Origin of the sequence: Streptomyces sp. NPDC059874, from assembly GCF_042731135.1 — a bacterium.
GTDB lineage: Bacteria > Actinomycetota > Actinomycetes > Streptomycetales > Streptomycetaceae > Streptomyces.
The window spans coordinates 45,584-69,216 of the sequence record NZ_JBHWJY010000015.1 but is presented as its reverse complement, the minus strand read 5'-3'; the positions used below and the strand labels follow the sequence as shown (position 1 = coordinate 69,216).

The 23,633-nt window shown below is 72.4% G+C and carries 16 protein-coding genes and 1 pseudogene; 9 read left to right on the top strand and 8 right to left on the bottom strand.

Annotation, left to right across the window (positions count from 1 at the left end; all coding sequences use genetic code 11):
• Positions 1–21: 21 nt before the first annotated feature.
• From ACFV9H_RS11695 to ACFV9H_RS11685, 3 genes are all read left to right on the top strand, one after another.
• The gene (locus tag ACFV9H_RS11695) at positions 22–759 is read left to right on the top strand and encodes an ABC transporter ATP-binding protein (protein ID WP_385396543.1); all 738 of its coding nucleotides are present in this window, start codon (positions 22–24) and stop codon (positions 757–759) included.
• Positions 759–3,323 carry an FtsX-like permease family protein gene (locus ACFV9H_RS11690; RefSeq protein ID WP_385396541.1) on the top strand — a complete coding sequence of 855 codons (2,565 nt, stop codon included), beginning with the start codon at positions 759–761 and terminating at the stop codon, positions 3,321–3,323. Before ACFV9H_RS11695 ends, ACFV9H_RS11690 begins: the two co-directional genes overlap by 1 nt.
• Before the next feature lie 149 nt (positions 3,324–3,472).
• A complete protein-coding gene (locus tag ACFV9H_RS11685) occupies positions 3,473–5,434 on the top strand; it encodes an FAD-dependent oxidoreductase (RefSeq protein ID WP_385396539.1) in 1,962 nt (653 codons plus the stop codon).
• A gap of 9 nt (positions 5,435–5,443) precedes the next feature.
• Here the strand turns inward: ACFV9H_RS11685 and ACFV9H_RS11680 are convergent, their stop codons facing one another.
• The 3 genes from ACFV9H_RS11680 to katG form a co-directional block, all read right to left on the bottom strand.
• Positions 5,444–7,336: an NAD-binding lipoprotein gene (locus ACFV9H_RS11680; RefSeq protein ID WP_385396537.1), complete on the bottom strand. Its 1,893-nt coding sequence runs from the start codon at positions 7,334–7,336 to the stop codon at positions 5,444–5,446.
• Between the two features lie 193 nt (positions 7,337–7,529).
• On the bottom strand, positions 7,530–8,414 hold the full coding sequence (locus tag ACFV9H_RS11675) for a S1 family peptidase (RefSeq protein WP_385396535.1): 885 nt from the start codon (positions 8,412–8,414) through the stop codon (positions 7,530–7,532).
• A 187-nt stretch (positions 8,415–8,601) separates the two neighbouring features.
• On the bottom strand, positions 8,602–10,812 hold the full coding sequence (gene katG / locus ACFV9H_RS11670) for a catalase/peroxidase HPI (protein ID WP_385396533.1): 2,211 nt from the start codon (positions 10,810–10,812) through the stop codon (positions 8,602–8,604).
• Positions 10,813–11,068: 256 nt separating this feature from the next.
• Here katG and ACFV9H_RS11665 point away from each other — a divergent pair, with 256 nt between their 5' ends.
• The gene (locus tag ACFV9H_RS11665; RefSeq protein WP_385396531.1) at positions 11,069–11,482 is read left to right on the top strand and encodes a Fur family transcriptional regulator; all 414 of its coding nucleotides are present in this window, start codon (positions 11,069–11,071) and stop codon (positions 11,480–11,482) included.
• Between the two features lie 122 nt (positions 11,483–11,604).
• On the opposite strand, the pseudogene ACFV9H_RS11660 reads toward ACFV9H_RS11665, so the two are convergent.
• Positions 11,605–11,979: pseudogene (locus ACFV9H_RS11660) on the bottom strand (hypothetical protein); the annotation flags it as partial.
• A gap of 176 nt (positions 11,980–12,155) precedes the next feature.
• Between ACFV9H_RS11660 and ACFV9H_RS11655 the strand changes: the two are divergent.
• A complete protein-coding gene (locus tag ACFV9H_RS11655; RefSeq protein ID WP_385396529.1) occupies positions 12,156–14,309 on the top strand; it encodes an FUSC family protein in 2,154 nt (717 codons plus the stop codon).
• Here the strand turns inward: ACFV9H_RS11655 and ACFV9H_RS11650 are convergent.
• Both ACFV9H_RS11650 and ACFV9H_RS11645 read right to left on the bottom strand, forming a co-directional pair.
• A complete protein-coding gene (locus tag ACFV9H_RS11650) occupies positions 14,275–16,878 on the bottom strand; it encodes a discoidin domain-containing protein (RefSeq protein WP_385396527.1) in 2,604 nt (867 codons plus the stop codon). The genes ACFV9H_RS11655 and ACFV9H_RS11650 overlap by 35 nt on opposite strands.
• Positions 16,879–17,094: 216 nt before the next feature.
• A complete protein-coding gene (locus tag ACFV9H_RS11645; RefSeq protein WP_385396525.1) occupies positions 17,095–17,823 on the bottom strand; it encodes a TetR/AcrR family transcriptional regulator in 729 nt (242 codons plus the stop codon).
• 174 nt (positions 17,824–17,997) lie between these two features.
• On the opposite strand from ACFV9H_RS11645, the gene ACFV9H_RS11640 reads away from it, so the two are divergent.
• The 4 genes from ACFV9H_RS11640 to ACFV9H_RS11625 all read left to right on the top strand — a co-directional run bounded on the left by ACFV9H_RS11640 (position 17,998) and on the right by ACFV9H_RS11625 (position 21,052).
• The gene (locus ACFV9H_RS11640; protein WP_385396523.1) at positions 17,998–18,591 is read left to right on the top strand and encodes a hypothetical protein; all 594 of its coding nucleotides are present in this window, start codon (positions 17,998–18,000) and stop codon (positions 18,589–18,591) included.
• A gap of 127 nt (positions 18,592–18,718) precedes the next feature.
• Positions 18,719–19,180: a hypothetical protein gene (locus ACFV9H_RS11635; RefSeq protein ID WP_385396521.1), complete on the top strand. Its 462-nt coding sequence runs from the start codon at positions 18,719–18,721 to the stop codon at positions 19,178–19,180.
• An 84-nt stretch (positions 19,181–19,264) separates the two neighbouring features.
• Positions 19,265–19,870, top strand: coding sequence for a hypothetical protein (locus tag ACFV9H_RS11630; protein ID WP_385396519.1), 606 nt, complete (start codon positions 19,265–19,267; stop codon positions 19,868–19,870).
• A gap of 195 nt (positions 19,871–20,065) precedes the next feature.
• A complete protein-coding gene (locus tag ACFV9H_RS11625; RefSeq protein ID WP_385396517.1) occupies positions 20,066–21,052 on the top strand; it encodes a serine/threonine-protein kinase in 987 nt (328 codons plus the stop codon).
• Positions 21,053–21,059: 7 nt separating this feature from the next.
• Here ACFV9H_RS11625 and ACFV9H_RS11620 read toward each other — a convergent pair whose 3' ends face one another.
• Positions 21,060–21,290: a response regulator transcription factor gene (locus ACFV9H_RS11620; RefSeq protein WP_385396515.1), complete on the bottom strand. Its 231-nt coding sequence runs from the start codon at positions 21,288–21,290 to the stop codon at positions 21,060–21,062.
• A gap of 144 nt (positions 21,291–21,434) precedes the next feature.
• Positions 21,435–23,591 (bottom strand): SpoIIE family protein phosphatase, encoded by a 2,157-nt coding sequence (locus ACFV9H_RS11615; RefSeq protein WP_385396514.1) that lies wholly within the window; start codon positions 23,589–23,591, stop codon positions 21,435–21,437.
• Positions 23,592–23,633 lie beyond the last annotated feature (42 nt).

Below are 23,633 nucleotides of genomic sequence, written 5' to 3'. Positions count from 1 at the left end.
TGCCGAGTTGTGGAGTCTGCGATGTCACCTGCAGTTGCGTTGCGTCTGGACGCGGTCGTGAAGGAGTACGGGAAGGCAGGGCGCGGCGTGCGCGCCCTCGACGGTGTCTCCGTCGGCATCGACCGGGGCTCGTTCACCGCCGTCATGGGACCCTCCGGTTCCGGCAAGTCGACCTTCCTGCACTGCGCCGCCGGCCTCGACAAGCCCTCCAGCGGTTCCTCGTACATCGGCGACACCGAGCTGAACGGGCTGAACGAGACCCAACTGACGGAACTGCGCCGGGGGCGCATCGGTTTCGTCTTCCAGGCCTTCAACCTGATCCCCTCGCTGTCGGTACGACAGAACGTGGAGCTCCCGCTGCGCCTGGCCGGCGAGCGCCTGGACCCCGCCTGGCTGGAGGAGATCCTGACCCGCGTCGGCCTCGGCGGCCGGGCCACCCACCGGCCCGCCGAGCTGTCGGGTGGCCAGCAGCAGCGGGTGGCGATCGCCCGCGCCCTGATCACCCGTCCCGACGTCATATTCGGCGACGAACCCACCGGCGCCCTCGACACCGTGACCGCCAAGGAGATCCTCTCCCTGCTGCGCTCCTGCGTGGACGAGACCGGCCAGACCGTGGTCATGGTCACCCACGACCCGGTCGCCGCCTCCTATGCCGACACCGTCCTCTTCCTCGCCGACGGCCGCATCGCCGACCGGATGCAGGCCCCGACCGCCGACCGCGTCGCCGACCGCATGACCCACCTGGGAGCGTGGGCCTGATGCTGCGCTACGCATTGCAGACACTGCGCGCCCGCAAGGGCGGCTTCATCGGGGCCTTCCTCGCCCTCTTCTGCGCCGCCGCGCTGGTCACGGCCTGCGGCATCCTCCTGGAGACCGGCCTGCGCGGCACCATCGGCACCGAGCGCCACGCCGGCGCCCCGGTGATCGTCGGAGGCGATCAGAACGTCCACCAGGTCACCGTCTCGAACAAGGGGGACGGGAAGACCAAGACCAAGGAGAAGGCCAAGCCGCTCGGCGAGCGGGTCTGGCTTCCCGCCGACACCGCGGCCACCCTCGGCTCCCTGCCCGGGGTCCGGGCCGCGCTCCCCGAGGTCACCTTCCCGGCGTACGCGGTCACCTCCAAGGGCCAGGTCGTCCCCGGCGTCGACGGCAAGCCCTCGTACGGGCACGCGTGGACCTCGGCCCCCCTGACCCCCTTCACCCTCGCTGAGGGTGCCGCCCCGGCCGGCCCGAACGAGGTCGTCGTCGACCGCGAACTCGCCCGACGGGCCGGCATCAAGCCCGGAGCCGAGCTGACCGTCCAGGCCACCGGAACCCCGCGCACGTACCGGGTCACCGGCATCGCGGCGCCGGCCGGCGGTGACCTCAAGCAGCAGAGCTCGCTGTTCTTCTCCGACGGCGAGGCCGAGCGGCTCTCGGGCCGCACCGGCCAGGTCGCGGCCGTCGGCGTCCTGCCGAAGCCCGGCGTCTCCACCACCGAGCTCGCCGCGCAGGTACGGAAAGCCCTCACCGGCACCACCGCCCAGGTGGTCACCGGCGGCGACCGCGGCCCGGTCGAATTCCTCGACGCGTCCAAGGCCCGGATCAAGCTGGTGTCCATGGGCGGCGCCATCGGCGGCACCTCCCTGCTCGTCGCCATCCTCGTGGTCGTCGGCACCTTCGCCCTCTCCATCCAGCAGCGCTACCGCGAGCTGGCCCTGCTGCGCGCCATCGCGGCGACCCCCCGGCAGGTCCGGCAGCTCATCGGCCGCGAGGCGTTGATCGTCGGCCTGTTCGCCGGTGTGCTCGGTTCGATCGCCGGACTGCCCATCGCCTACTGGCTCCACGCCCGGTTCGTCGGCTTCAAGGCGATCCCCGAGACCCTCGAAGTCACCTTCAGCGTCTTCCCGTTCTTCGCCGCCATCGGCGCGGCCCTGCTCGGCGCCTGGGCTGCGGCCAGGATCTCCGCCCGGCGGGCCGCCCGCATCCGTCCCGCCGAAGCCCTGTCCGAGGCGGCCATGGAGCAGCGGACCCTCACCTGGGGCCGGCTCGGCGCCGGAGCCGCGTTCCTCGCCGGCGGGGTCGTACTGCTCGCCGTCCTCGCCTCGCTGCGCAGCGAGCCCGCGTCCACTCCGGTGACCTTCCTGTCGGTGGTGGTGCTCTCGGTGGCGGTCTCGTTGCTCGGGCCGCTGATCGCCCGGATCGCGGTCGGGGTCCTCGGCGTGCCGCTACGGGCCTCCCGGGTCGCCGGGCACCTGGCCACGGCCAACGCCCGCGCCAACACCAAGCGGGTGGCGGCCGCCGTGACCCCGCTGGCCCTGCTGATCGGGATGGCCTGCACGGTGTTCTTCGTACAGACCACGATGGGCGCGGCCGCCACCACACAGGCGCGGGCCGGCAACCAGGCCGACTGGGTCGTCGGCTCCGCCGGGCCCGGGGTGCCCGACCAGGCGGCCGAACGGCTGCGCAAGGTCCCCGGGGTGACGGCGGTGACCGAGGTCGTACGGACCTCCGTGCGCGTGGGCTTGGAGAAGTACCCGGCGCAGGGCGTGTCCACCGAGGGCCTGACCCGCACCTGGGACCCGGGCGTCACCGGCGGCAGCCTGAACGGCTTCGGCCCGCAGAGCGTCGCGCTCAGCGAGGTCGCGGCCGACAACCTGGGCAAGCGGCCGGGGGACAGGCTGAAACTGACCCTGGGCGACGGCACGGAGACCGAGCTGGACGTAGCGGCGGTCTACGAGCGCGGGCTGGGCTTCGGCGACCTCACCCTGCCGCACGCGCTGGTCTCGAAGCACGTCGACAACCCGCTGGCCGCGTCCCTGCTGGTCAAGACCGCAGGGGACGGCTCCGCCGGCCGCGCCGAACTGCAGAAGGCGCTGGACGGCCTGCCCGGTGTCGGGGTCCTGGACCGCGAGCAGGTGGCGGACCTCCAGGCCGAGGTCCAGCAGTCCAACGCCGAGGTCAACTACGTGGCGATGGGCCTGATCATCGCCTTCACCGCCATCGCCGTGGTCAACACCCTGGCCATGTCGGTCTCCGACCGCACCCGGGAGTTCGCCCTGCTCCAGCTCGTCGGCACCACCCGCCGCCAGGTGATGCGCATGCTCCGCATCGAGGCCGCCCAGGTGGTCCTGATCTCCGCGCTCCTCGGCACCGGGATCGCCTTCGCGGTGCTCACCGCCTTCAGCATCGGCATGACGGGCTCCGCGTCCCCGTCCATCGACCCGTGGATGTACCTGGGCGTCCTCGGCTTCGCGGCGGCGCTGACCGCGTCGGCCACGCTGATCCCGGGCCGGCTGGCGCTGGCCGGCCGGCCAGCGGACGTCATCGGCTCGCGCCAGTAGATCTCGTACGGCCGGCCCCGCGGACGGGGCCGGTCGTACGAATTCCAGTGCGTCAGCCTCGGATTGACCGCGCCGCACGTCCGGGTGGTTGTTCACCGCACGAGGGCTTTTCGGCCGTCGGGGCTTCCGGGGGCCGCAAGAGTTGGCTCATGATCACGGACCCGCTTCCCACCCCCGAACCCTCCGCCGAGCCCGCCCCGGAGCCCGCTCGCCGACCCTCCCGCCGCAAGGTCATCGCCGGCGCGGCCGCCGTCGCCGGAGCCGCCACGCTGACGGTCGCCGCCGCCTCCGCCGAGACCCCGCAGGCACCCTCCGGTTCGGTCGGTCCCGACTGGGACACCTGCCTCACCGTCGCCCGGGCCATCCTCGTACGGGACGAGAACGACCAGCCGCTCGTACCGCGCTACGCGGACATCCTGCTGAAGAACGGCCTGCCCAAGAACCGCGGCGGCGCGGGCCGTCCCGGCAAGAAGGTGCTGGTCGTCGGCGCCGGACCCGCCGGGCTCACCGCCGCCCACCTGTTGCGCGAGGCCGGCCACAAGGTCACGGTCATCGAGGCCAACGCGAACCGCGTGGGCGGCCGGATCAAGACCTTCCGCAGCGGCGGCCACGAGAAGGCCGCGGCGCCCTTCGCGGACCCGAAGCAGTACGCCGAGGCCGGGGCCATGCGCATCCCCGACAGCCACCCGCTGGTCACCGGGCTGATCGACAGCCTCGGCCTGAAGCGCCGGCGCTTCCACCTCGTCGACGTCGACGGGGCCGGCCGGCCCGCGTACCGGACGTGGATCCACGTCAACGGCATCCGGGTGCGCCGGGCCGACTACGCGCGCAGCCCCCAGGCGGTCAACCGCTCCTTCGGGGTCCCGGAGGCCTACGAGGCCCTGCCCGCGTCGCAGATCGTGCGCAATGCCTTCGCCCCGGTCCGCAAGGAGATCGAGGGCAAGCAGGACAAGGAACTCGTCGAGGGCTGGGCCCGCGTCATCCAGCGCTACGGCCACATGTCGATGTACCGCTACCTCACCGAGGAGGCGAAGCTCGACGAACGGACCATCGACCTGATCGGGACCGTCGAGAACCTCACCTCCCGCCTGCACCTCGCCTTCGTCCACAGCTTCATCGGCGCCTCGCTGATCAGCCCCGACACCGCCTTCTTCGAACTGCCCGGCGGCACCGCCACGTTGGCCGACGCGCTCTACGCCCGGGTCAACGACCTCGTACGGCTCGACCGCCGCGCCACGCGGATCACGCACGGCGAGGGCAAGGTGAGCATCGACACCGTCTCCGAGGGCCGCGACGGCACCGTGCGGCGCGAGACCTTCACCGCCGACACCGCGATCATCACCGTGCCCTTCTCCGGGCTGCGCCACATCCCGGTCGCGCCCGCGCTCTCGTACGGCAAGCGGCGCGCGGTCACCGAACTGCACTACGACGCCGCCACCAAGGTGCTGCTGGAATTCAGCCGGCGCTGGTGGGAGTTCGACGAAGCCGACTGGAAGCGCGAGCTGGAGGCCGTGAAGCCCGGTCTCTACCGCAGCTACCAGGTCGCGAAGACCCCGGCGGACGGGGCCCTGCTGGGCGCGCACCCCTCCGTCCCCGACGGCCACATCTCCGAAGCCCAGCGCGCCCACTACGCGGCCTGCCGCGTCGTCACCCGCGACCAGCCCGAGGCGGCCGGGGTCATCGGCGGCGGCTCGGCGACCGACAACCCGAACCGTTTCATGTTCCAGCCCTCCTACCCCGTCGAGGGCAGCGCCGGCGGCGTGGTCCTCGCCTCGTACAGCTGGTCCGACGACGCGCTGAAGTGGGACTCCCTGGACGACGAGGAGCGCTACCCGCGCGCCCTCGCCGGAGTGCAGGAAGTCTTCGGGCAGCGGATCGAGGTGTTCTACACCGGAGTCGGACGCACCCAGTCCTGGATGCGCGACCCGTACGCCTACGGCGAGGCGTCCGTCCTGCTGCCCGGCCAGCACACCGAGCTGTTCCCGCACGTCCGCGAGCCCGAAGGCGATCTGTACTTCGCAGGCTGCCACACCTCGATCAAGCCCGCGTGGATCGAAGGCGCCCTGGAGTCGGCGGTACGGACCGCCCTGGAAGTCCACCTGGCACGGTAGGCTCCGCCGTCAGTCCTCGGCGAGGACGATCAGCCAGTCTCCCTCGGCGAAGCGGACCCGCTGCCGCTTGTCCGGGTTGATCCGCACACCGAAGTCGGGGCCGGTGGCCGCCCGCGCCCGCATACGGTAGCCGACGGCGCATTCCCCGCGGCGACGCGCCGCCTCGACGGCGGTGGCGAAGCTGACCTCGGAGCCGGCCCGGACGTAGTCCGAGGCCGGCTTCAGGTACAGCTCGTTCCCCTCCGCGCTGAACAACTCATCGAAGACCAGGGCGAGATGGGGGCTCTCCGAGATCTGCGTCATCAGGAGGCTGATCAGCCGACCGCTCACGATGAAGTCGGCGCCCTCCCGGGCGGGCGCGAGGAGCCGGTTGCCGTCGTCGGACATCTCGGTGGTGAGCGAGAGCTCGCGCTGCGCCGCCTCCCCGATGGCCCGCAGGTGCAGCAGCGTGACCAGCGTCCTGTCGTCCGTCCGCGGATCCGATTCCGGTTCCGCTTCCGCCGCCGGACCGGTCTCCTCGCCGATGACGATCACGCTGTCGTACGAGGACACGTCCAGCTTGGCGAGCACGACGGGATCGGTGATGTCCCCGCCGTGGAAGGTCACCTCGAGCCGCTGCCGCGGCTTGTCGAGGTCACTGGCACCGAGCGCCACGACGTCCAGGGTGCTCCCGGGGACCACGTACTGGTCGAGCTGCTCGACGACGAGCGGGGCGCGGCGGTTCCAGCCGAGCAGGAGCAGACGCTCGGGCACGGCGCTGCGGGGGCAGGGTGTGACGATGGCCTCCTCCTCGACCCGGCAGGCCACGTCCAGCTGGGCGGCCGTGTCGTCGTCCTGCGAGATGACGATGATCCGGTCGCCCGCGCGGATCGGCGTGCCCGGATCGGGATTGAGCGCGACACCGCCGTCCGCGCGCAGCAGGCCGACCGCCGAGGAGGTGGCGAAGGACAGCAGGGCCTCGCCGAAGGCGCGTCCCACGAGCCCCCCGGCCGCGACGGTGTAGAACTCGTCGCCCTCGAAGTCCAGCAGCTCCTGGTAGACGAGCGAGAGGCCGGGCTGGCGGGCGGTCTGGACGAGGAGGCGGGCGACGATGTCGTCGACGCACAGGACGTGCCCGCCCGGCCCGGCGGCGAGCCTGGCGGTCAGGTGGTTGCGGGTGTCGCGGACCGCGGCGACCACCACCGCTCCGCCCTTCCCGGGCACGGCCGCGTCGAGGGCGAGCAGGGTCTTCACCACGTGGGCGTCACCGGCGTCCCCGCCGGAGGGCAGCACCAGTACGGCCTTCGCCGTCCGCGGACTCACCCGGCAGAGCTCGGCGGGGTCGGTGATGCCCCCGTTGCGGCAGATGATCCGTGTCGTTCCGCGGTCGGTGACCCGGGCGGCGATCTCGTCCTCCATCTCCACCTTGTCCTTCGGGGCGAGGAGGGCGACGGCCGCGCGGCGCCGGTTGGCGTTGGCGGCCACCAACTCGCCGACGACGGGGAAGACCTGGTCGGACCAGCCCAGTACGACCGTGTGCCCCGCCTCCAGCACGGTCGAGTGCCCGCGACGCAGCGACATGAGGCGTTGGTTGATGCCCGTGGTGATCAGGCTGACCAGGGTCGACACGAAGAGCAGGGCCACCAGCGCCAGTGCGACGGAGGCCAGCACATGCAGCGGGGAGCCGACCGCACCCCCGAGCTTGAGGGTCTGGCCGACGCTGACCCACACGGCCGTGAGCCGCCCGGAGAGGGTCGTCGGAGGCGTTCGGTCGGACCAGACGAGCACCGCGCTCGCCGGGATCACGACGGTGAGACAGACCAGCGCGAGCCAGCCGATGAGCCCGGCGGTTCCCCCCGCCACCAGGTTGTCGAACCGATATCGAAGCCGCAGGCGGAGTGCCGTCGTGTGGTGCTGCGCCACGCAAGCTCCCGAACATGAGACGCGCCGGTCGGGCGGCTGCCCGCCGCCCTCGGCCTCACCCTAGGGAACCGCGCACGGTATTCCGCTCCGTGGCCCGCGACCTCACTCAGAGGTATGAAAGATCGGGCACGAAAGATCCACCCGCGGGACCGCCGTCCCTCCGTCGGACGACGGCCCCGCGCGGTGGCGTGGGTCAGGACAGGGAGACCTTGTACTTGGCGAGGGCCTCGGGGACCGGCTGGTAGAAGGTCGTGCCGCCGACGGAGCAATTGCCGCTGCCGCCCGAGGTGATGCCGAGCGCCTTCGTGCCGTCGTAGAGCGCGCCGCCCGAGTCGCCGGGCTCGGCGCAGACGTTGGTCTGGATCATGCCGCGGACCGTTCCGCCGCCGCTGTAGTGGACGGTCACGCCCAGCGCGGTGACCGTACCGCTCTTGGTGCCCGTCGTGGAGCCGCTGCGCTTGACCGGCTCGCCCACGTAGGCGTTGGCGGCGGTGAAGCCGCCGGGGGCGCTGATCGAGGCGTTGTCGTAGCGGACGAGCGCGTAGTCGTTGCCGGGGAAGCTGGAGCCCACGGTGGGGCCGATTAGCGTGCTCTGCGCGGAGTTGGCGTACCAGGTCTTGACGACGTTGCCGCAGTGGCCGGCGGTCAGGAAGTAGCGGGTGCCGCCGCTGACGGCGTTGAACGCGACGGAACAGCGGTATCCGCCGCCGTAGATGGCGTCGCCCGGACCGAGCAGGCGCGTGAACGTCCCGGGGGCGCGCTCGACGCGCAGCGCGCCGGCGTTCGCGCCCGCCGCCTTCCGGATCCTCGCGAGGGCGGCCTCGGACACGGTGCTGTCGGCCGTGACCACGACCCGCCCGCTCGCCTCGTCCGTGTACCAGGCGGTGCCGCCGACGTCCGCGCCGAGCACCGCCCGGTCGACCGCAGCGAGTTCGGCCGCGCCGAAGGGCTTGGGGGCGGCCGCCTCCGCGGCCGGCCCGGCGAGCACGGTCGCCGCCAACAGGCCGACGGCGGCTGCCGCGATCGCGGTGCGTCGGGTGGTGGGGGTGGTGCGGGACGAGGTGCGCGTGTTCCTCACTTGTCTCCTCCTCGGAGCGTCGGGGCCCGTGGGTGGTGGGCCCTGTGAGGCCCGTCAGAAATGGCGTGTTCCTGACAAGCGCTGCGGGGAGTATGCGCAAGCCCCGCGACCCGCACAAGACCGCGGGCCGCGTGCTCCACGCACGCGTCAGGGCCGGCCCGCGGGGGGCCGGCCCTGACGTGGTCGATCAGACCAGGTCGAACCGGTCGAGGTTCATGACCTTGTCCCACGCCGAGACGAAGTCCTTCACGAACTTCTCCTTGGCGTCGTCGCTCGCGTAGACCTCCGCGATGGCGCGCAGCTCGGAGTTCGACCCGAAGACCAGGTCGGCGCGGGTGCCGGTCCACTTGACGGCGCCCGAGGCGTCACGGCCCTCGTACTCGTCCTGCGCCGAGGACGTCGACTTCCAGGTCGTGCCCATGTCGAGCAGGTTGACGAAGAAGTCGTTGGACAGGGTGCCCGGACGGTCCGTGAGGACGCCGAGCTTCGACCCGGCGTGGTTGGCGCCCAGGACGCGCAGACCACCGACGAGGACCGTCAGCTCGGGAGCGGAGACGGTCAGCAGGTTCGCCTTGTCGAGCAGCAGGTACTCGGCCGGCAGGCGGTTGCCCTTGCCGGCGTAGTTGCGGAAGCCGTCGGAGGACGGCTCGAGCGCGGCGAAGGACTCGACGTCCGTCTGCTCCTGCGTCGCGTCGACACGGCCCGGCGTGAACGGCACCTCGATCTCGACGCCACCGTCCTGCGCGGCCTTCTCGACGGCCGCGGAGCCCGCGAGCACGATGAGGTCGGCCAGCGAGACCTGCTTGGCGCCGGAGTTGAAGGTCGCCTGGATGCCCTCGAGGGTGCGGAGCACCTGCGCGAGGTCGTCCGGGTTGTTGACCTCCCAGTTGCGCTGCGGCTCCAGGCGGATGCGGGCGCCGTTGGCGCCGCCGCGCTTGTCGCTGCCGCGGAAGGACGAGGCGGCGGCCCAGGCCGCGGAGACCAGCTGGGAGACCGTGAGGTCCGAGCCGAGGATCTGCTCCTTGAGGGAGGCGATGTCCGCGGCGTCGATCAGCTCGCCCTCGCGCGCCGGCAGCGGGTCCTGCCACAGCAGCGTCTCGGCGGGGACCTCCGGGCCGAGGTAGCGCACGATCGGGCCCATGTCGCGGTGCGTCAGCTTGTACCAGGCGCGGGCGAAGGCGTCCGCGAACTGGTCCGGGTTCTCGTAGAAGCGGCGCGAGATCTGCTCGTAGACCGGGTCGAAGCGCAGCGACAGGTCGGTGGTGAGCATCGTCGGGAGGTGCTTCTTCGACGCGTCGAAGGCGTCGGGGATGATCGCCTCGGCGTTCTTCGCCACCCACTGGTTCGCGCCGGCCGGGCTCTGGGTGAGCTCGTACTCGTACTCGAAGAGGTTCTTGAAGAACTCGTTGCCCCACGCGGTCGGGGTGCTGGTCCAGGTGACCTCCAGGCCACTGGTGATCGCGTCGGCGCCCTTGCCGGTGCCGTAGGTGCTCGCCCAGCCGAAGCCCTGGGCCTCGAGCGGGGCGGCCTCGGGGTCGGCGCCGACGTTGTCCGCCGGGCCCGCGCCGTGCGTCTTGCCGAAGGTGTGGCCACCGGCGATGAGGGCGACGGTCTCCTCGTCGTTCATCGCCATCCGGCGGAAGGTCTCGCGGATGTCGCGCGCGGCGGCTATCGGGTCCGGGTTGCCGTTCGGGCCCTCCGGGTTGACGTAGATCAGGCCCATCTGGACCGCGCCGAGGGGGCTCTCCAGCTCACGGTCGCCGCTGTAGCGCGCGTCGCCGAGCCAGGTGGTCTCGGGACCCCAGTAGACGTCCTCGTCGGCCTCCCACACGTCGGCGCGGCCACCGGCGAAGCCGAAGGTCTTGAAGCCCATCGTCTCCAGGGCGACGTTGCCGGTGAGGATCATCAGGTCGGCCCAGGAGATGGACTGGCCGTACTTCTGCTTGACCGGCCACAGCAGACGGCGGGCCTTGTCCAGGTTGCCGTTGTCCGGCCAGGAGTTCAGGGGGGCGAAGCGCTGCTGGCCGGCGCCCGCGCCGCCGCGGCCGTCGCTGATGCGGTACGTGCCGGCGCTGTGCCAGGCCATACGGACCATGAGCGGGCCGTAGTTGCCGAAGTCGGCCGGCCACCAGTCCTGCGAGGTCGTGAGGACCTCGGCGATGTCCTGCTTGACGGCCGCGAGGTCGAGGGCGTTGAACGCCGCTGCGTAGTCGAACTCCTCACCGAGGGGGTTGGCCACGGCGGGATTCTTCGCGAGGATCTTGAGGTTGAGGCGCTCCGGCCACCACTGGCGGTTTCCGCCGCCCTGGGTGGGGTGCGCGGCTCGGCCGTGCGCGACGGGGCAGCCGCCGGCCTCGGTCGTCGCGTCTACTGCGTGTGCGTCATGGTTCTCAGACATGAGAATCCTTCCGGACCCGGGGGGTCATGGTGCTGAGAGGAACTGCGTGCGGTCGATCCGTGGGTCGGTGCACATCCGTCACGGCTCCGTCTCGGGCCGTATTGGAGTCTTCCTGTCACTTGGCTAACGTCGACAGCGATCCTACGATGGACAGAGTCCAAGTCAAGAAGTGTGTCAAATCCATATCCCATCGGATCCCGGATGCCTTCCGGTGAACTTTCGGGAATCCCGCCGATCCTGGAGTAGGTGGACCGATATGAGTGACCTGCTGGAGCGACTGCGAGAGCGTGGCTGGCGGCTGACCTCCCAGCGGCGCGTCGTTGCGGAGGTCCTCGACGGCGACCACGTGCACCTCACGGCCGACGAGGTGCACGCCCGCGCGGCCCGGCTGTTGCCCGAGATCTCCCGGGCGACCGTCTACAACGCCCTCGGCGAGCTGGTCTCCCTCGGCGAGGTGGTGGAGGTCTCCACCGACGGCCGCGCCAAGCGGTACGACCCCAACGCGCACCGCCCCCACCAGCACCTGATCTGCTCCGGCTGCGGCCTCATCCGCGACGTCCACCCGACCGGCGACCCGCTGGCCGGCCTCCCGGCCGAGGGGCGGTTCGGCTTCCGGGTCTCCGGGGTCGAGGTCACCTACCGCGGGCTGTGTCCGGGCTGCGCCCGGTGATTCACCCGATCTCGACCACCCGGGCCCAGGCGGGCGGCGCATCCGGGACGTAGTCCGGGTTGTTCTCGTCGTACGAGCGGGACGAGTGGCCGCGGGGGAACAGGCCCACCACCGTCCGGCACGGGGGCCGCGTGCTCGGCCAGGGGGTCTGGCCGTCCGCCGTCCCGCCCGGGGACCTCGTACCGGGCCAGCGTGATCGTCAGCCCCGGGCGCAGCAGCCCGTGCGGAGCGATCCTCGGCATGTGCCAGCGCAGCAGGTCGGGAGCGAGATGGCGCAGGTCGGCCCGGATCCGGGCCGCGAGTTCCCGTCCCTGGACGCGCGCCACGGACCGCAGGTCGAGATCGACTTCGAAGCCCGAGGCCGTACACGCCGCGGCCCAGTCCCCGGCGAGGCGGCGGACGGTCGCGGTCTCGATCATGGAGGGCGGCACGGCGAACTCGCGCACGCGCAGCCACAAGGACAGGTGGGAATCCTCGTTCGCGATCAGAGTGAGCATCAGCACTCACCTTGCGCGGACGGGACCCCCAATCGGATGGCTGATTGAGTGGTCATCGTCGGGAAGGCTATGGCGGCGCACCCCGATCCGCCAGGTGTTTTTCCACGGAGCGCGATGCCGGGGCGTGACGCCGGGGCGCGGGTGCCGCGGCGCGGCGGGTGCCCGATGCTGGTGGCATGGGTACGAACGGTGCCGCCGCCTACGCGGGCGCGGCCCGCCGATCGCTGCGGGTCACCCTCGCCGCGGGGGCCGGGTTCTACCTGTTCCTGTACGGCTTCGGGCAGTCCGTGGCGGCCACCTACGCGCTGTTCGCCGCCGTGGCGCTGGCCGGCCTCTCGCGCATCCCGGGGACCGGGCGACAACGCGCCGCCCTCCTGCTGCGGCTGCTCCCGGCGGCCTGGCTGCTGGTGGTCGTCGGCACCTTCCTGGCCGTACGGACCTGGAGCGCGGTGGCCGGGATGCTGGTCATCGGCTTCGCCCTGGCCTTCGTCGCCGCCGCCGGGCCCCGCCCCGCCGGCGCCGCGCCGGGGCTCCAGCTGCTCTACATCCTGCCGTCGTTCCCGCCGTACGCCCCGGACACCCTGGGGGAGCGGCTCGTCGGGACCACCACCGGGATCCTCCTGCTGGTGCTCGCCGAGGCCCTCGTACTTCCCGATCCGCAGACCGTGCCGTACCGGGAACTCGCCGCCCGCGCCGCGGGCACCGCCGAGCGCTGCGCCGGGGAGCTGTCCCGGGAGCCGTACGCGCTGTCCCCGGCGACGCGAGCCGCCGCCCGGGCCGCGTCCGAGGCGCTGCGGCCCTCGAAGGTCCCGGAGGCGGAACGCCCCGCCGGACCCGGGATCCGCTCCCGCGGCCTGGCCCACACCGGACTGGCGGCGCGCACGCTGCTGAACCGGTTGGGCCGGCTGCCCGCACCGCCGCCCGGCCACGCCCCCACGGAGGCGGGCCTCGACCTGCTGCGCGCCGTGGGACGGTCCGCGGCGGACAGCGCCGCCCTGCTGCGCGGCGCTCCCGGCGCGGGGGACCCGCACCCGGGACCGGCCCGGGAGCGCGCCCTGCTCGCCGCCGCTCCGACCGGCCCGGCCGGTCCGGCAACGCTGCGCCGCCGGGCGGACCTGATGGAGCTGGCCGACGCCGCGCTGGCGCTGTCCGCGGCCGCGGGGCTCGCCGTACGGGGACGGGAGGCCGCGCCCGGCCTGCCCATCGGCCGCTTCTGGTACGCGGGGATGCGGGCGCCGCAGCTGTGGTGGCGGCGGCTGGTGGGGCACGCGGGGAGCCGGTCGGTCTACTTCCAGAACGCGGTACGGATCAGCCTGGCGCTGGCGGCCGCCCGGGCCGTCGCCGGGCTGGCCACGCTGCCGCACGGCTTCTGGGCGATGCTGGCGACGCTGACGCTGACCCGCACCACCCTGGACGCCACCCGCAGCGGGATCCGCCAGGCGGTGGCCGGGACCTTCATCGGAGCCCTGTGCACGGCCGGCGTGATCGCCCTCGTCGGTACCCACACCGCGGTGTACGCCGCCGTTCTGCTGCCGTTGATGCTGATCACCTTCACGGTGGGGCCGGTCAAGGGCGTCGGCTGGGCGCAGGCGCTGTTCGCGCTGACGGTCTCCCTGGTGTTCGCCCAGCTGGCGCCGGCGACCTGGCGGTTGGCCGAGGTGCGGCTGCTGGACGTGCTGGTCGGGAGCGCGATCGGCGCCGTCTTCGGGCTGCTGGCCTGGCCGCGCGGCGCGCAGAGGGAGGTACGGCGCTCGGGCGCGGTGCTGCTGCGGTCCGCCGCGCAGGCCGTGGTCACCACGGCCGCGACGATCGCGGCCGGCGGGGTACGGGATCCGGACGCGCCGCCGACCCACGGATCGCTGCGGCATTCGCTCGTGCTGGCGGAGTCGGCGTTCGCCCAGGTACAGAGCGAGCCGGGGTCCGGGGAGGGGTCGCGGCCGGCGGTCGACTGGCAGGCGGTGCTGCTGACCGGGCACCACACCCTGTGGGGCGCCGACCGGGTGCTGGTGCCGCCCGCGGCGGCGCCGGGCCCCGCGGTGGGACGGCGGGCCGTGCCCGTTTTCGTGCCGCCTCTGGAACCGGCGGCGGCCGCCGCGCTGACGCGGCTCGGGGACCGGGTGGCGGGGCGGATGCTGCTGCTGTCCGCGGTACTGGACCCGATCGAGGAGGCCGGGCAGGTCCCCGGCGCGCCGTACGAAGACGGCGGCGCGCCGGGGACCGTACCGGCAGGGGCGCCGGACAGCTACTACGTGGTGGACGCCTGGCTGGCGGCGCTGCTGGCGGATCTGGAACGGATCACCGACGGGGGGCCGGGGCAGGACGGCCGATGACGACGCCGCCCGAATCCGACGGGGCGACGGTCAGGAACTTGGCGATGCTCGGCACCCCTTGTGCGTCCAGGGCGAAGAGCATGTAGTTCCCCGGCAGGACCACTCCGCTGTCGGCGGGCACGGACACCGTGTACGTGCCGGTCCCCGTGGCCGTGGACTTCAAGGGGACCCGTCGCTGGTCGTTGTCGGTGGAGTGGGTCGCGGCCGCGGCCCGCATCAGCACGAACGACGCCACCGGGCCCTGGGTGCTCACCGAGAGCGTCGCGCCGGGCGCCAGCCGGGAGGGCACGCCGCCGGTGATGACGGGACGCGGCTTGGGCGAACCGTCCGCGTTGAGGAGGTACGGGGGCGTGAACACGGCCCCGTCGGCGTGGTTGGTCGCGCAGTCACCGCACAGGCCACCGCCGCCGGAGAAGATCCGCCCGTCCGGCAACAGGTTCGCCACACTGTGGTAGTTGCGCGGTATGGCCATGGTGGCGAGCGGGCTGAAGGTGCCCGTCGCCGGGTCCCACAGCTCGGGGGCCAGTACGGAGGTCGCGTCGCTGAACGGCACCGGGTAGGCCTGCCCGCCGAAGACGGCCACCTTGCCGTCGGGCAGGACGACGCTGTTGCTGAAGCCGCGGGCGTGCGCCATGTCGCCCGTACGGGAGGCCTGGACCTGACTGCCCGAGAGGTTCACGGTGTACGCGCGTCGGGTGGCCGGGGAGTCCTGGTAGGCGGGCGAGCCGCCCAGGGTGAGCAGCTTGCCGATGTCGTAGGCGACGGCGTTGCCGGTCATGGCGTCCGGGCTGTCGGCCCGGGGGCCGGCGGCGGTGATGCTGCCGGTGCCGGTCGTCGAGATCCAGTTCATCTGCTTGCTCGGCCCCAACTGGAGGACCTTCCCGCCCGAAGTGGCGTACAGCCACATGTGGTTGTCGGCGCGGTAGGGGCCGGCGGGGTCGGCCGTCAGCGCGGGGCCGGCGGGGACGCCCGGGAGGCTGCGCCAGGTGCCGGTGTTCGGCGACCAGACCTCGCCCGCCTTGTCCGTGCCCGCGGTACCGCTCCAGGAACCGCCGAGCACGAAGGCCTCACCGGTGGAGATCAGTGTCATGGCCTGGTAGCCGCGGGCGATGTTCATGTTGGTGGTGGCCGACCAGGCGTCGGTGACCGGGTCGTAGATGCTCGCCTTCTCCGCGTTGCTGCCGCCGGTGACCAGCACCCGCCCGTCGGCGAGCATGGCTATGCCCGGGCAGAACATGTCGTGGCCGGTGTTGTCGATGCGACGCTGGGTGACCTTGCCGGTCTTCAGGTCCAGGATCGCGGTCTGGGTGTAGCCGCTGCTGCCGCCGAAGCGGTCGGTCGCGTAGGCCGACCAGGCCAGCAGCTTGTCACCGGGCAGGACGGCGGTGGCGACGGGCACCAGCGGGAAGCCGGTGATCCGGTCCCAGGAGCCGTGGACGGCGGAGCTGGCCGGTCCGCTCAGTCGTATCTCGGCGGCCGAGGTCCACGGCCCGCGGCCGCCGGCCTCGGTCGTCACGGTCAGGCGTATGAAGCGGGAGTTCTCGGCACGGGTGAAGGTGGCGGTCTTGACGGTGTCGTCGTCCCGCCAGGTGCCCGTGGCCACGGGTGCGCCGAAGGAACTGCCGTCGGTGCTGGTGGTGATGGAGTACGTGCCCGCCCGGCCGTTGGGCCCGTCCCGGCGCGGCTGGTAGGTGAGGGCCGAGACGGTCTGGGTGCGGTGCATGTCGATGGTGATGCTGTGCGGGAGCGGGGCGGCAGTGCCCGACCACTTGCTGTGCCAGAAGGTCGCGGAGTCACCGTCGAGCACGTTCGCCGCGCGGCCGTTCTCGCCGACGGTCTCCTCGTCGCTCGCCGTGGCCGTCCAGCCGGTCCGGGACAGGTCGACGGTGGCGGCGGGGGTGCCGGGGTCGCCCAGCAGGTTGAGCTCGGCGGCGGAGGTCCAGGGCCCGCGGCCGCCGGCCTCGGTGAGCGCGGTCAGCCGTACGAACCGGGCCCCCTGGGGTGCGAACCCGAGCGTCTTGGTGCTCGCGTCGTCCGCGAGGGTGCCGGTGGCGACCGGGTTCGCCCAGTTCTGCCCGTCCGCACTGACACTGATGCTGTACTCGCCGACGCGCCCGTTGGCCCCACTGGTGCGGGGAACGTAGATGAGCGCGGAGACGACCGCCGTGCGGTGCATGTCGATGGTGATGCTGTGCGGGAGCGGGGCGGGAGTGCCCGACCACTTGCTGTGCCAGATGGTCGCGGTGCTGCCGTCGAGCACGTTCGCCGCGCGGCCGTTCTCGCCGACGGTCTCCTCGTCGCTCGCGGTGGCCGTCCAGCCGGTCCGGTCCAGGACCGGAGCCGAGGGTTCCAGGGCGTTCGCCGGCACGATGCCGTGGTGCGGCGACTGCTTCGCCGGCTGCTGGTCGAAGGGTGTGGCCGCCGGGGCGGGGGGCGGCGTGGCCGTCGCCTGGCTCTCGATCCCGAGCCAGGGCGTGAGGCCGATCAGCAGCGACCCGAGGCCGGCGCCCACCAGCAGGTGGGACCTCCGTACCCGGCGTGGACGGGCCGGGCGTCGTCTGAACTGCAAGCTGACCTCCTGGGGCGTGGGGTGGGCGCCCTAGAACATAAGTCAGAGAGATGCGAACTTGCCCGGCAAATTGATGGGTTGATATGAAACGGCGCCCTCGGCGGGCAGATCCCGGACAACCCGACCCGACCCGACCAGACCGGGCCCGACCCGCCCCCGGCGCCGACGATCCGAGCCCGAGCCCCCTGGATGCCGGGGGCCGGGCCCGGAGACGGTTCAGTCGGAGCTCTCGCCCGGGGACACCACGAGCCCGATGCTCTCGGCCGCCACGGCCACGGCGTAGTCGAAGAACGCGGCCTCGTCCCGGACGCTGTCGTGGGTACGGCTGAACACCTGGAAGACGAGCAGCCCGATGAGGTTGCTCCACAGGACCATGCCGCGCTCGATGATGTCCGAGAACGGCGCCTCGGGCACGCCGCCGAACAGCTCCACGGCCGCCGGCAGGAGCAGCGGCGGACCGGGCACCGCCCGCCGGGGCGGGGTGAGTTCACCGCCCTCCAAGCCCGACCGCACGATGCCGGCGAGCACCGCGGGGGTGCGCGAGGCGGCCGGGACCGTGTCCTGCGGGGCGTGGTAGTCCGGCACGGGCGAGCCGTATATCAGGGTGAACTCGCCCGGGTTCTCGAAGGCCCACTGTCGCAGGGCGCGGGTGACGGCGAGCAGCCGCGCACCCGCCGACGCACCGGCGTCCCCGGCGGCCCGATCGGCCTGCTCCATCGCGGTGGCGGACGCGTCGTAGGCATCGATGACCAGGGCGGTCAGCAGGTCGTCCCGGTGTGGGAAGACGGCTTCCACCTCGGTGACCGCGAGGCCGCCGTCGCGCGCGACGCCCTCCAGGGACAGCCCGGCGGCCCCCACCTTCACCAGCTGCTGCCGTGCGGCGCCCTTGATCGCCGTCGTCGGCGTCGGATTCTCGTCACTCGAACGTGCTGCGGAAAGATCCATGCCGGGAACCGTACCGGCCGCGGTTATACGGGGTACCTCGGGGCGTGTCAAGTCCCGACTTTCCGGAACATGACCGTGTTGTGCCGATCGCGGCTTACTTGTGGTGCGGGCCTCACCGGAAAAGAAATCCGGAAACGAAATGAGTCACCGCATCTGAATCGGTAGGAGAAAGTCATGAACCGCAAGATTCACACCAACAACGTTGTCCGTCCCCACCGCAAGGGATTCCGGCTCGCGACGCTGGTCGCCTCGGCCGCGATGGTTTCGGGAGCGGTTCTCGTTCCGGCCTCCATGGCGACGGCGGCCCCGATGCCGGCCCACGTGGCCGCGGCCTTCCCGGCCGCGGGAGGCGCCGGAGGGGACGGCGGCGAGGGCGGCGGCGGCATCGTCGGTGGCGGCGGTGGCTCCGGCGGCTCCGGTGGCGGCAGCGTCCTGGGTACTGGCGGCGCCGGTGGCAACGGCGGCAAGGGCGGCGACGGCGTCCTGTCCGGTGGCGGCGGTGGCGGCGGCGGTGGCGGCGGCGACGGCTTCATCGGCGGCAAGGGCGGCAGGGGCGGCGACGGCGGCAGCGGTCTCTTCGGCGGCAGCGCGGGCAACGGCGGTGGCGGCGGCGACGGCATCCTCAAGGGTGGCGACGGCGGCAAGGGCGGCAACGGCGGCTTCGGTGTCTTCCAGGGCGGCAACGGCGGCAAGGGCGGCAAGGGCGGCCTCGGGATCTTCGGTGGCCTCGGCGGAGCCGGTGGGGCCGGAGGCGGCAGCATCTTCTGACCCTCGTACCTGACCTTCGTACCTGACCCACGGGGTGGAGGCCTCCGGGCCTCCACCCCCTCACCCCCCACCCCCCAGCGACACCCGTACGCAGCGACACCCGTACTTACGCAAAAGGAGAACCCCCATGTTCACGAGTCCCTGGCAGCGTCCGCTCCTTCTGGCGGCGGCCTCACTGGCTCTCGTCACCGGTACGGCGTGCGCCGCGCAAGCGTCACAGCCCCAGGCTCCGGCCGGCATCAGTTCCTCGCCCTCGCACTGCCTCCTGGGTGGCGCCGGTGGCGAAGGCGGCAAGGGCGGAGAGGGCGGCAAGGGTGGTCAGCCCGGTCAGCCGGGTGAGCCCGGCAAGCCCGGTCGAGTGGGTTGCCTCCGCTTCGAGGACCTGCCCGACAAGTCGAAGTCGGAGCTGACGGCGGTGGACAAGGTTCGCATCGTGATGGTCCTGATGGCCGACGACACGGACGCGACGAAGGACAAGCTCACCAAGAAGTACGACATCTCGCGTGAGCAGCTCGACGACTGGAAGAAGGACTTCCTGGCGGGCGACTGGTGCTCCCTGATGGCGGGCGGTCTCCCCTTCTGCCTGTGATCCGGTCCCGTTCGACAATCGGCGCGGAAAGCGAACCGACGCATCCGCGCCACGGAAATCAAATCCTCGGCTAGGGAGAACGTCATGCGTGTCCGCACTTGGAAGTTCCGTCTTGGTCTCGTCGTCTCGACGACTCTGCTCGGCGCCGGTGCGATGGTGCCGGCCGCAACGGCAGCGCCGGCGTCGGCGTCGGCATCGGCGGTCCAGGCGGCAGCGCCGGCGACCGCCGCCGAGTACCAAGGCCCTTCACCCGGCGGTGGTGACGGCCGGACGGGCGGGAGCCGGTTCGGCGGCGGCGCGGCGCTCGGCCGTATCGGCGGCGTCAAGGTCGCCAAGGGCACGGTCCGCGTCGGTGACCAGGTGTGTGCGGGCAGGTGCAACGGGTCGGTCAACGGCACCAACGGAGGCAACGGCGGGGTCTGCGCCGGGCTGTGCAACGGCAGCGCCAACGGCGGCGACGGCATCAACGGCGGGACGGGCGCCAACGGCACGAACGGCGGCAACGGCGGGGTCTGCGTCGGGGTGTGCAACGGCAGCGTCAACGGGGGCAACGGCGGCAACGGCGGGGCCGCGCCGGCCGGCGGCGACGGCGGCGACGGGGGCCGGGGCGGCAACGGCGGCATCTGTGTCGGCGTCGGCTGCCAGACCAGCGGCCAGGGCGGCCGCGGCGGCGACGGCGGTGAGGGCTGACCCCCGCCGGGGATGTCACGGCCGGTCGGCGACCGGCGAGGAACTGCTCCAGGGGATCCCGACTCCTCCACACCGGGATCCCCTGGAGCCTTGTCGCAAAGGCACTCGCATGAACCACTCGATAGACTTCTCGGTATGGAAGGGCGGCCTGCCGCGTCCGTCGTCGGGTCGGCCCGTTGAAGGGGGCGGCCCCAGATGGGCACGGCAGCGAACCTGAGCGCGTACACGGGCCGGGCCTCCGGCCTGATCGGCCGGCAGATCGCGGGCTACCGCGTCGAGCGCCTGATCGGCCGAGGTGGCATGGCCGTCGTCTACTGCGCGAAGGACCTGCGCCTGGACCGGATGGTCGCGCTGAAGCTGATCGCCCCGGAGCGCGCCCGCGACGAGACCTTCCGACGCCGCTTCACCCACGAATCACGGGTCGCCGCGAAGATCGACCACCCGCACATCGTGCCCATCTTCGAAGCCGGTGAGACCGACGGCGTCCTGTACATCGCCATGCGGTACGTCTCCGGCCTCGACCTGCGGGGCCTGCTGGACCGGGAGGGCCCGCTGCCCGTCGCGACCGCCCTGCGCATCGCCGCCCAGGTGGCGTCCGCACTCGACGCGGCCCACGAGCACGATCTGGTCCACCGGGACGTGAAGCCCGCCAACATCCTCGTCGCGGCGGGCACCGACAGCGACCACCCCGAGCACGTCTACCTCACGGACTTCGGGCTCACCAAGAAGGCGCTGTCGCTCACCGGGTTCACCACGGCGGGCGAGTTCGTCGGCACGCTGGACTACATGGCGCCGGAACAGATCACCGGCCGTCCCGTGGACGGCCGGTGTGATCTCTACAGCCTCGCCTGCGTGGTCTACGAGTCCCTCGCGGGGGGTCCCCCGTTCGAGCGCGACGAGGACGTGGCCCTGCTGTGGGCGCACCAATACGACCAGCCGCCTCCCGTGACCGAGAGGCGGCCGGATATCGTGCCCGCGGTGAATGAGGTTTTGGGAAAGGCCCTGGCGAAGATCCCCGAGGACCGGTACGGATCCTGCCTGGAGTTCGTGGCGGCCCTGCGCGCCGCCGCCGGGCTCGGGAACGGCGCCGCCAAGCGCACCGTCCCGGGGAAGCCCGTTCCGCCGCCGGAGCCGCCGGCCTGGGCCCGGCCGGTCTTCCGAGGACCGACCGGCCTGCTCTGATCCGGGGTCACAGCCCCAGGGAGATGGCCAGGCGGGTCATTTCCGCCGTGGTGTTGATGCCCAGCTTGGCCCGGATGCGGCGCAGGTACGCGTCGACCGTGTGCTTGGAGAGTCCCATGAGGCGGGCCGTCTGCAGGTAGGTGCACCCGGCGGCGATGTAGCGCAGTGCCTCCTGCTCACGCGGGGCCAGCGCGGTGGCGGGGGCTTCGACGTGCGGCGTGGCGAGTGTGAGGCTCATGGGATTTCCTCCGACGAATCGGCTCGGTCATCGCTGCTCACACCTTCGGAAGCAGGGGACATATCCCGAATGTCGTCGTATGTCCCTGATAAAGAGCTTGTTCGTCGGAGTTCATGGCGGTGTCCGCCGACTGTCACAGGGGCGTCACAGGGACCCGAAGTCGACGAGGGACTGCTCGGCCCAGATGGTCTTGCCGATCACGGTGTGCCGGGTGCCCCAGCGCTGGGCGAGCTGGGCGACCAGCAGCAGGCCCCGCCCGCCCTCGTCGAAGATCCGGGCCCGCCGCATGTGCGGAGCGGTGCTGCTCGCGTCCGAGACCTCGCAGATCAGGGTGCGGTTCTCGTGGATCAGCCGCAGTTGGATCGGCGGCGCGCCGTAGCGGATGGCATTCGTGACCAGTTCGCTGACCAGCAGCTCGGTGACGAAGGAGGCCTCCTCGAGACCCCAGGCGGTCAGTTGCTCGGTGCACCGGCGGCGGGCCTCGGCGACGACGGAGGGGTCGGAGGCCAGGTCCCAGACGACGACCTGGTCGGCGTGCAGGGCACGGGTCCGGGCCACGAGCAGGGCGACGTCGTCATCGGGACGGTGGGTCAACAGAGCGGTCAGCACCCGGTCGCAGACCGTGTCCAGCGTGGAGGCGGGGCGGGCGAGGGCCGAGAACATGATGTCCAGGGCCTCGTCGATGTCGCGCTCGCGGGGTTGCAGCAGGCCATCGGTGTAGAGGGTGAGGATGCTGCCCTCGGGAAGCTCGACCTCGGCGGTCTCGAAGGGCAGACCGCCCAGGCCCAACGGCGGCCCGGCCGGGACGTCCAGGAGGTACACGGAGCCCTCGGGGGAGACCACGGCGGGCGGGGGGTGGCCGGCCCGGGCGACGGTGCAGCCCCGGGTGACCGGGTCGTAGACCACGTACAGACAGGTGGTGCCGATGCCCCCGGCCGCCTCCCCGTTGCCCTCCTGGTCGGCCTCGTCGGCGGACAGGTGGATGATCAGGTCGTCCAGGTGGGTGAGCAGCTCGTCGGGCGGCAGGTCCACGTCGGCCAGGGTGCGCACCGCGGTGCGCAGGCGGCCCATGGTGGCGGAGGCGCGGATGCCGTGGCCCACGACATCGCCCACGACCAGGGCCACCCGGGCGCCGGACAGGGGGATCACGTCGAACCAGTCGCCGCCCACGCCGGCCTCGGCCCCGGCGGGCAGATAGCGGGAGGCGATCTCCAGCGCCGGCTGGTCGGGCAGCGTGTGCGGGAGCAGGCTGCGCTGCAGGGTCATGGTGGTGGTGTGCTCGCGGGTGTACCGGCGCGCCTTGTGGATGCTGACGGCCGCTTTGGCCGTGAGCTCCTCGGCCAGCAACAGGTCCTCCGGCCGGAAGGGCTCCTGGCGCTCATGACGGCTGAAGACGGCCAGTCCGAGCGTGACACCGTCGGCGCGCAGCGGTACGAGCATCAGCGCGCGGGCCTCGTACTCGCCGATCCAGGCGGCCGAGGGGTCTTGGGACACCCACCGGGCCACGGCCGGATCGGTGGTCGCGTACACCGCGCCACGGCCCGCTTCCAGGCACTCGGCGGCAGGGGAGAGCGGCGGATAGACGGTCGTCGCCCCCACCGCGATCCGGGCCTCCGGGCTGCCTTCGAGGATCGACCGCACCGCCGTACGGGACACGGTGACCGGCCCGGTCACGGGGCGGGTGGACACCGCGTCGGGGCGCGGGGGAGGGTCCAGCAGGTCGACGACCGCGAGGTCGGCGAGCCGGGGGACGGCGACGTCGACCAGCTCCTGCGCGGTACGGGCGCTGTCCAGGGTGGTGCCGATGAGCGCCCCGGTCACGTCCGGCATGAGCAGTTGCTGCCGCTCACCCGCGATCGTGGTCCTGTCGTGAGCGGCCAGGCCGACGGCACGCACCCGGCCGTCCGGGTCCCGCAACGGGGACAGCGAGGTCGCCCAGCCGCGCTCCGGGCCGGCAGCCGCGGGGCGGACGAAGTCATCCAGGTGCTGCGGCTCACCGGTCTCCAACGCCAGGCGCATCCTCCGCTCGGTCTCCTCGCCGACGGGACCCGGCGCGATCTCCGGCAGCCGCAGCCCGCGCATCTCGGCCTCGGTGCGCGACAGCGTGCGCTCCATGCCGGCATTCGCCCGCAGCAGCCGCAGGTCGGAGCCGAAGATCGCCAGGAAGCAGGGGGACTGGTCGAAGGCCCATTCCTTCAGCACCTCGTCCCAGGGTGTGGTGGTCGTGGCCGTGCGCGCCGAATCGTGGGAGGCGTTCGTCTCCTCCGGCCGCTCACCGGGGGAGGTGGGAAGTTGCTCCATCGCCGCTCATCTCGCCCTCGCTAGTTCCCATGCCGCATTCCG

What these genes read in the sequence shown, in the direction of transcription:
- katG (WP_385396533.1), bottom strand. Translation starts at nt 10,812, where the DNA reads ATGTCTGAGAACCATGACGCACACGCAGTAGACGCGACGACCGAGGCC.
- ACFV9H_RS11665 (WP_385396531.1), top strand. Translation starts at nt 11,069, where the DNA reads ATGAGTGACCTGCTGGAGCGACTGCGAGAGCGTGGCTGGCGGCTGACC.
- ACFV9H_RS11620 (WP_385396515.1), bottom strand. Translation starts at nt 21,290, where the DNA reads ATGAGCCTCACACTCGCCACGCCGCACGTCGAAGCCCCCGCCACCGCG.
- ACFV9H_RS11635 (WP_385396521.1), top strand. Translation starts at nt 18,719, where the DNA reads ATGTTCACGAGTCCCTGGCAGCGTCCGCTCCTTCTGGCGGCGGCCTCA.
- ACFV9H_RS11625 (WP_385396517.1), top strand. Translation starts at nt 20,066, where the DNA reads ATGGGCACGGCAGCGAACCTGAGCGCGTACACGGGCCGGGCCTCCGGC.
- ACFV9H_RS11695 (WP_385396543.1), top strand. Translation starts at nt 22, where the DNA reads ATGTCACCTGCAGTTGCGTTGCGTCTGGACGCGGTCGTGAAGGAGTAC.
- ACFV9H_RS11685 (WP_385396539.1), top strand. Translation starts at nt 3,473, where the DNA reads ATGATCACGGACCCGCTTCCCACCCCCGAACCCTCCGCCGAGCCCGCC.
- ACFV9H_RS11690 (WP_385396541.1), top strand. Translation starts at nt 759, where the DNA reads ATGCTGCGCTACGCATTGCAGACACTGCGCGCCCGCAAGGGCGGCTTC.
- ACFV9H_RS11645 (WP_385396525.1), bottom strand. Translation starts at nt 17,823, where the DNA reads ATGGATCTTTCCGCAGCACGTTCGAGTGACGAGAATCCGACGCCGACG.
- ACFV9H_RS11615 (WP_385396514.1), bottom strand. Translation starts at nt 23,591, where the DNA reads ATGGAGCAACTTCCCACCTCCCCCGGTGAGCGGCCGGAGGAGACGAAC.
- ACFV9H_RS11640 (WP_385396523.1), top strand. Translation starts at nt 17,998, where the DNA reads ATGAACCGCAAGATTCACACCAACAACGTTGTCCGTCCCCACCGCAAG.
- ACFV9H_RS11630 (WP_385396519.1), top strand. Translation starts at nt 19,265, where the DNA reads ATGCGTGTCCGCACTTGGAAGTTCCGTCTTGGTCTCGTCGTCTCGACG.
- ACFV9H_RS11655 (WP_385396529.1), top strand. Translation starts at nt 12,156, where the DNA reads ATGGGTACGAACGGTGCCGCCGCCTACGCGGGCGCGGCCCGCCGATCG.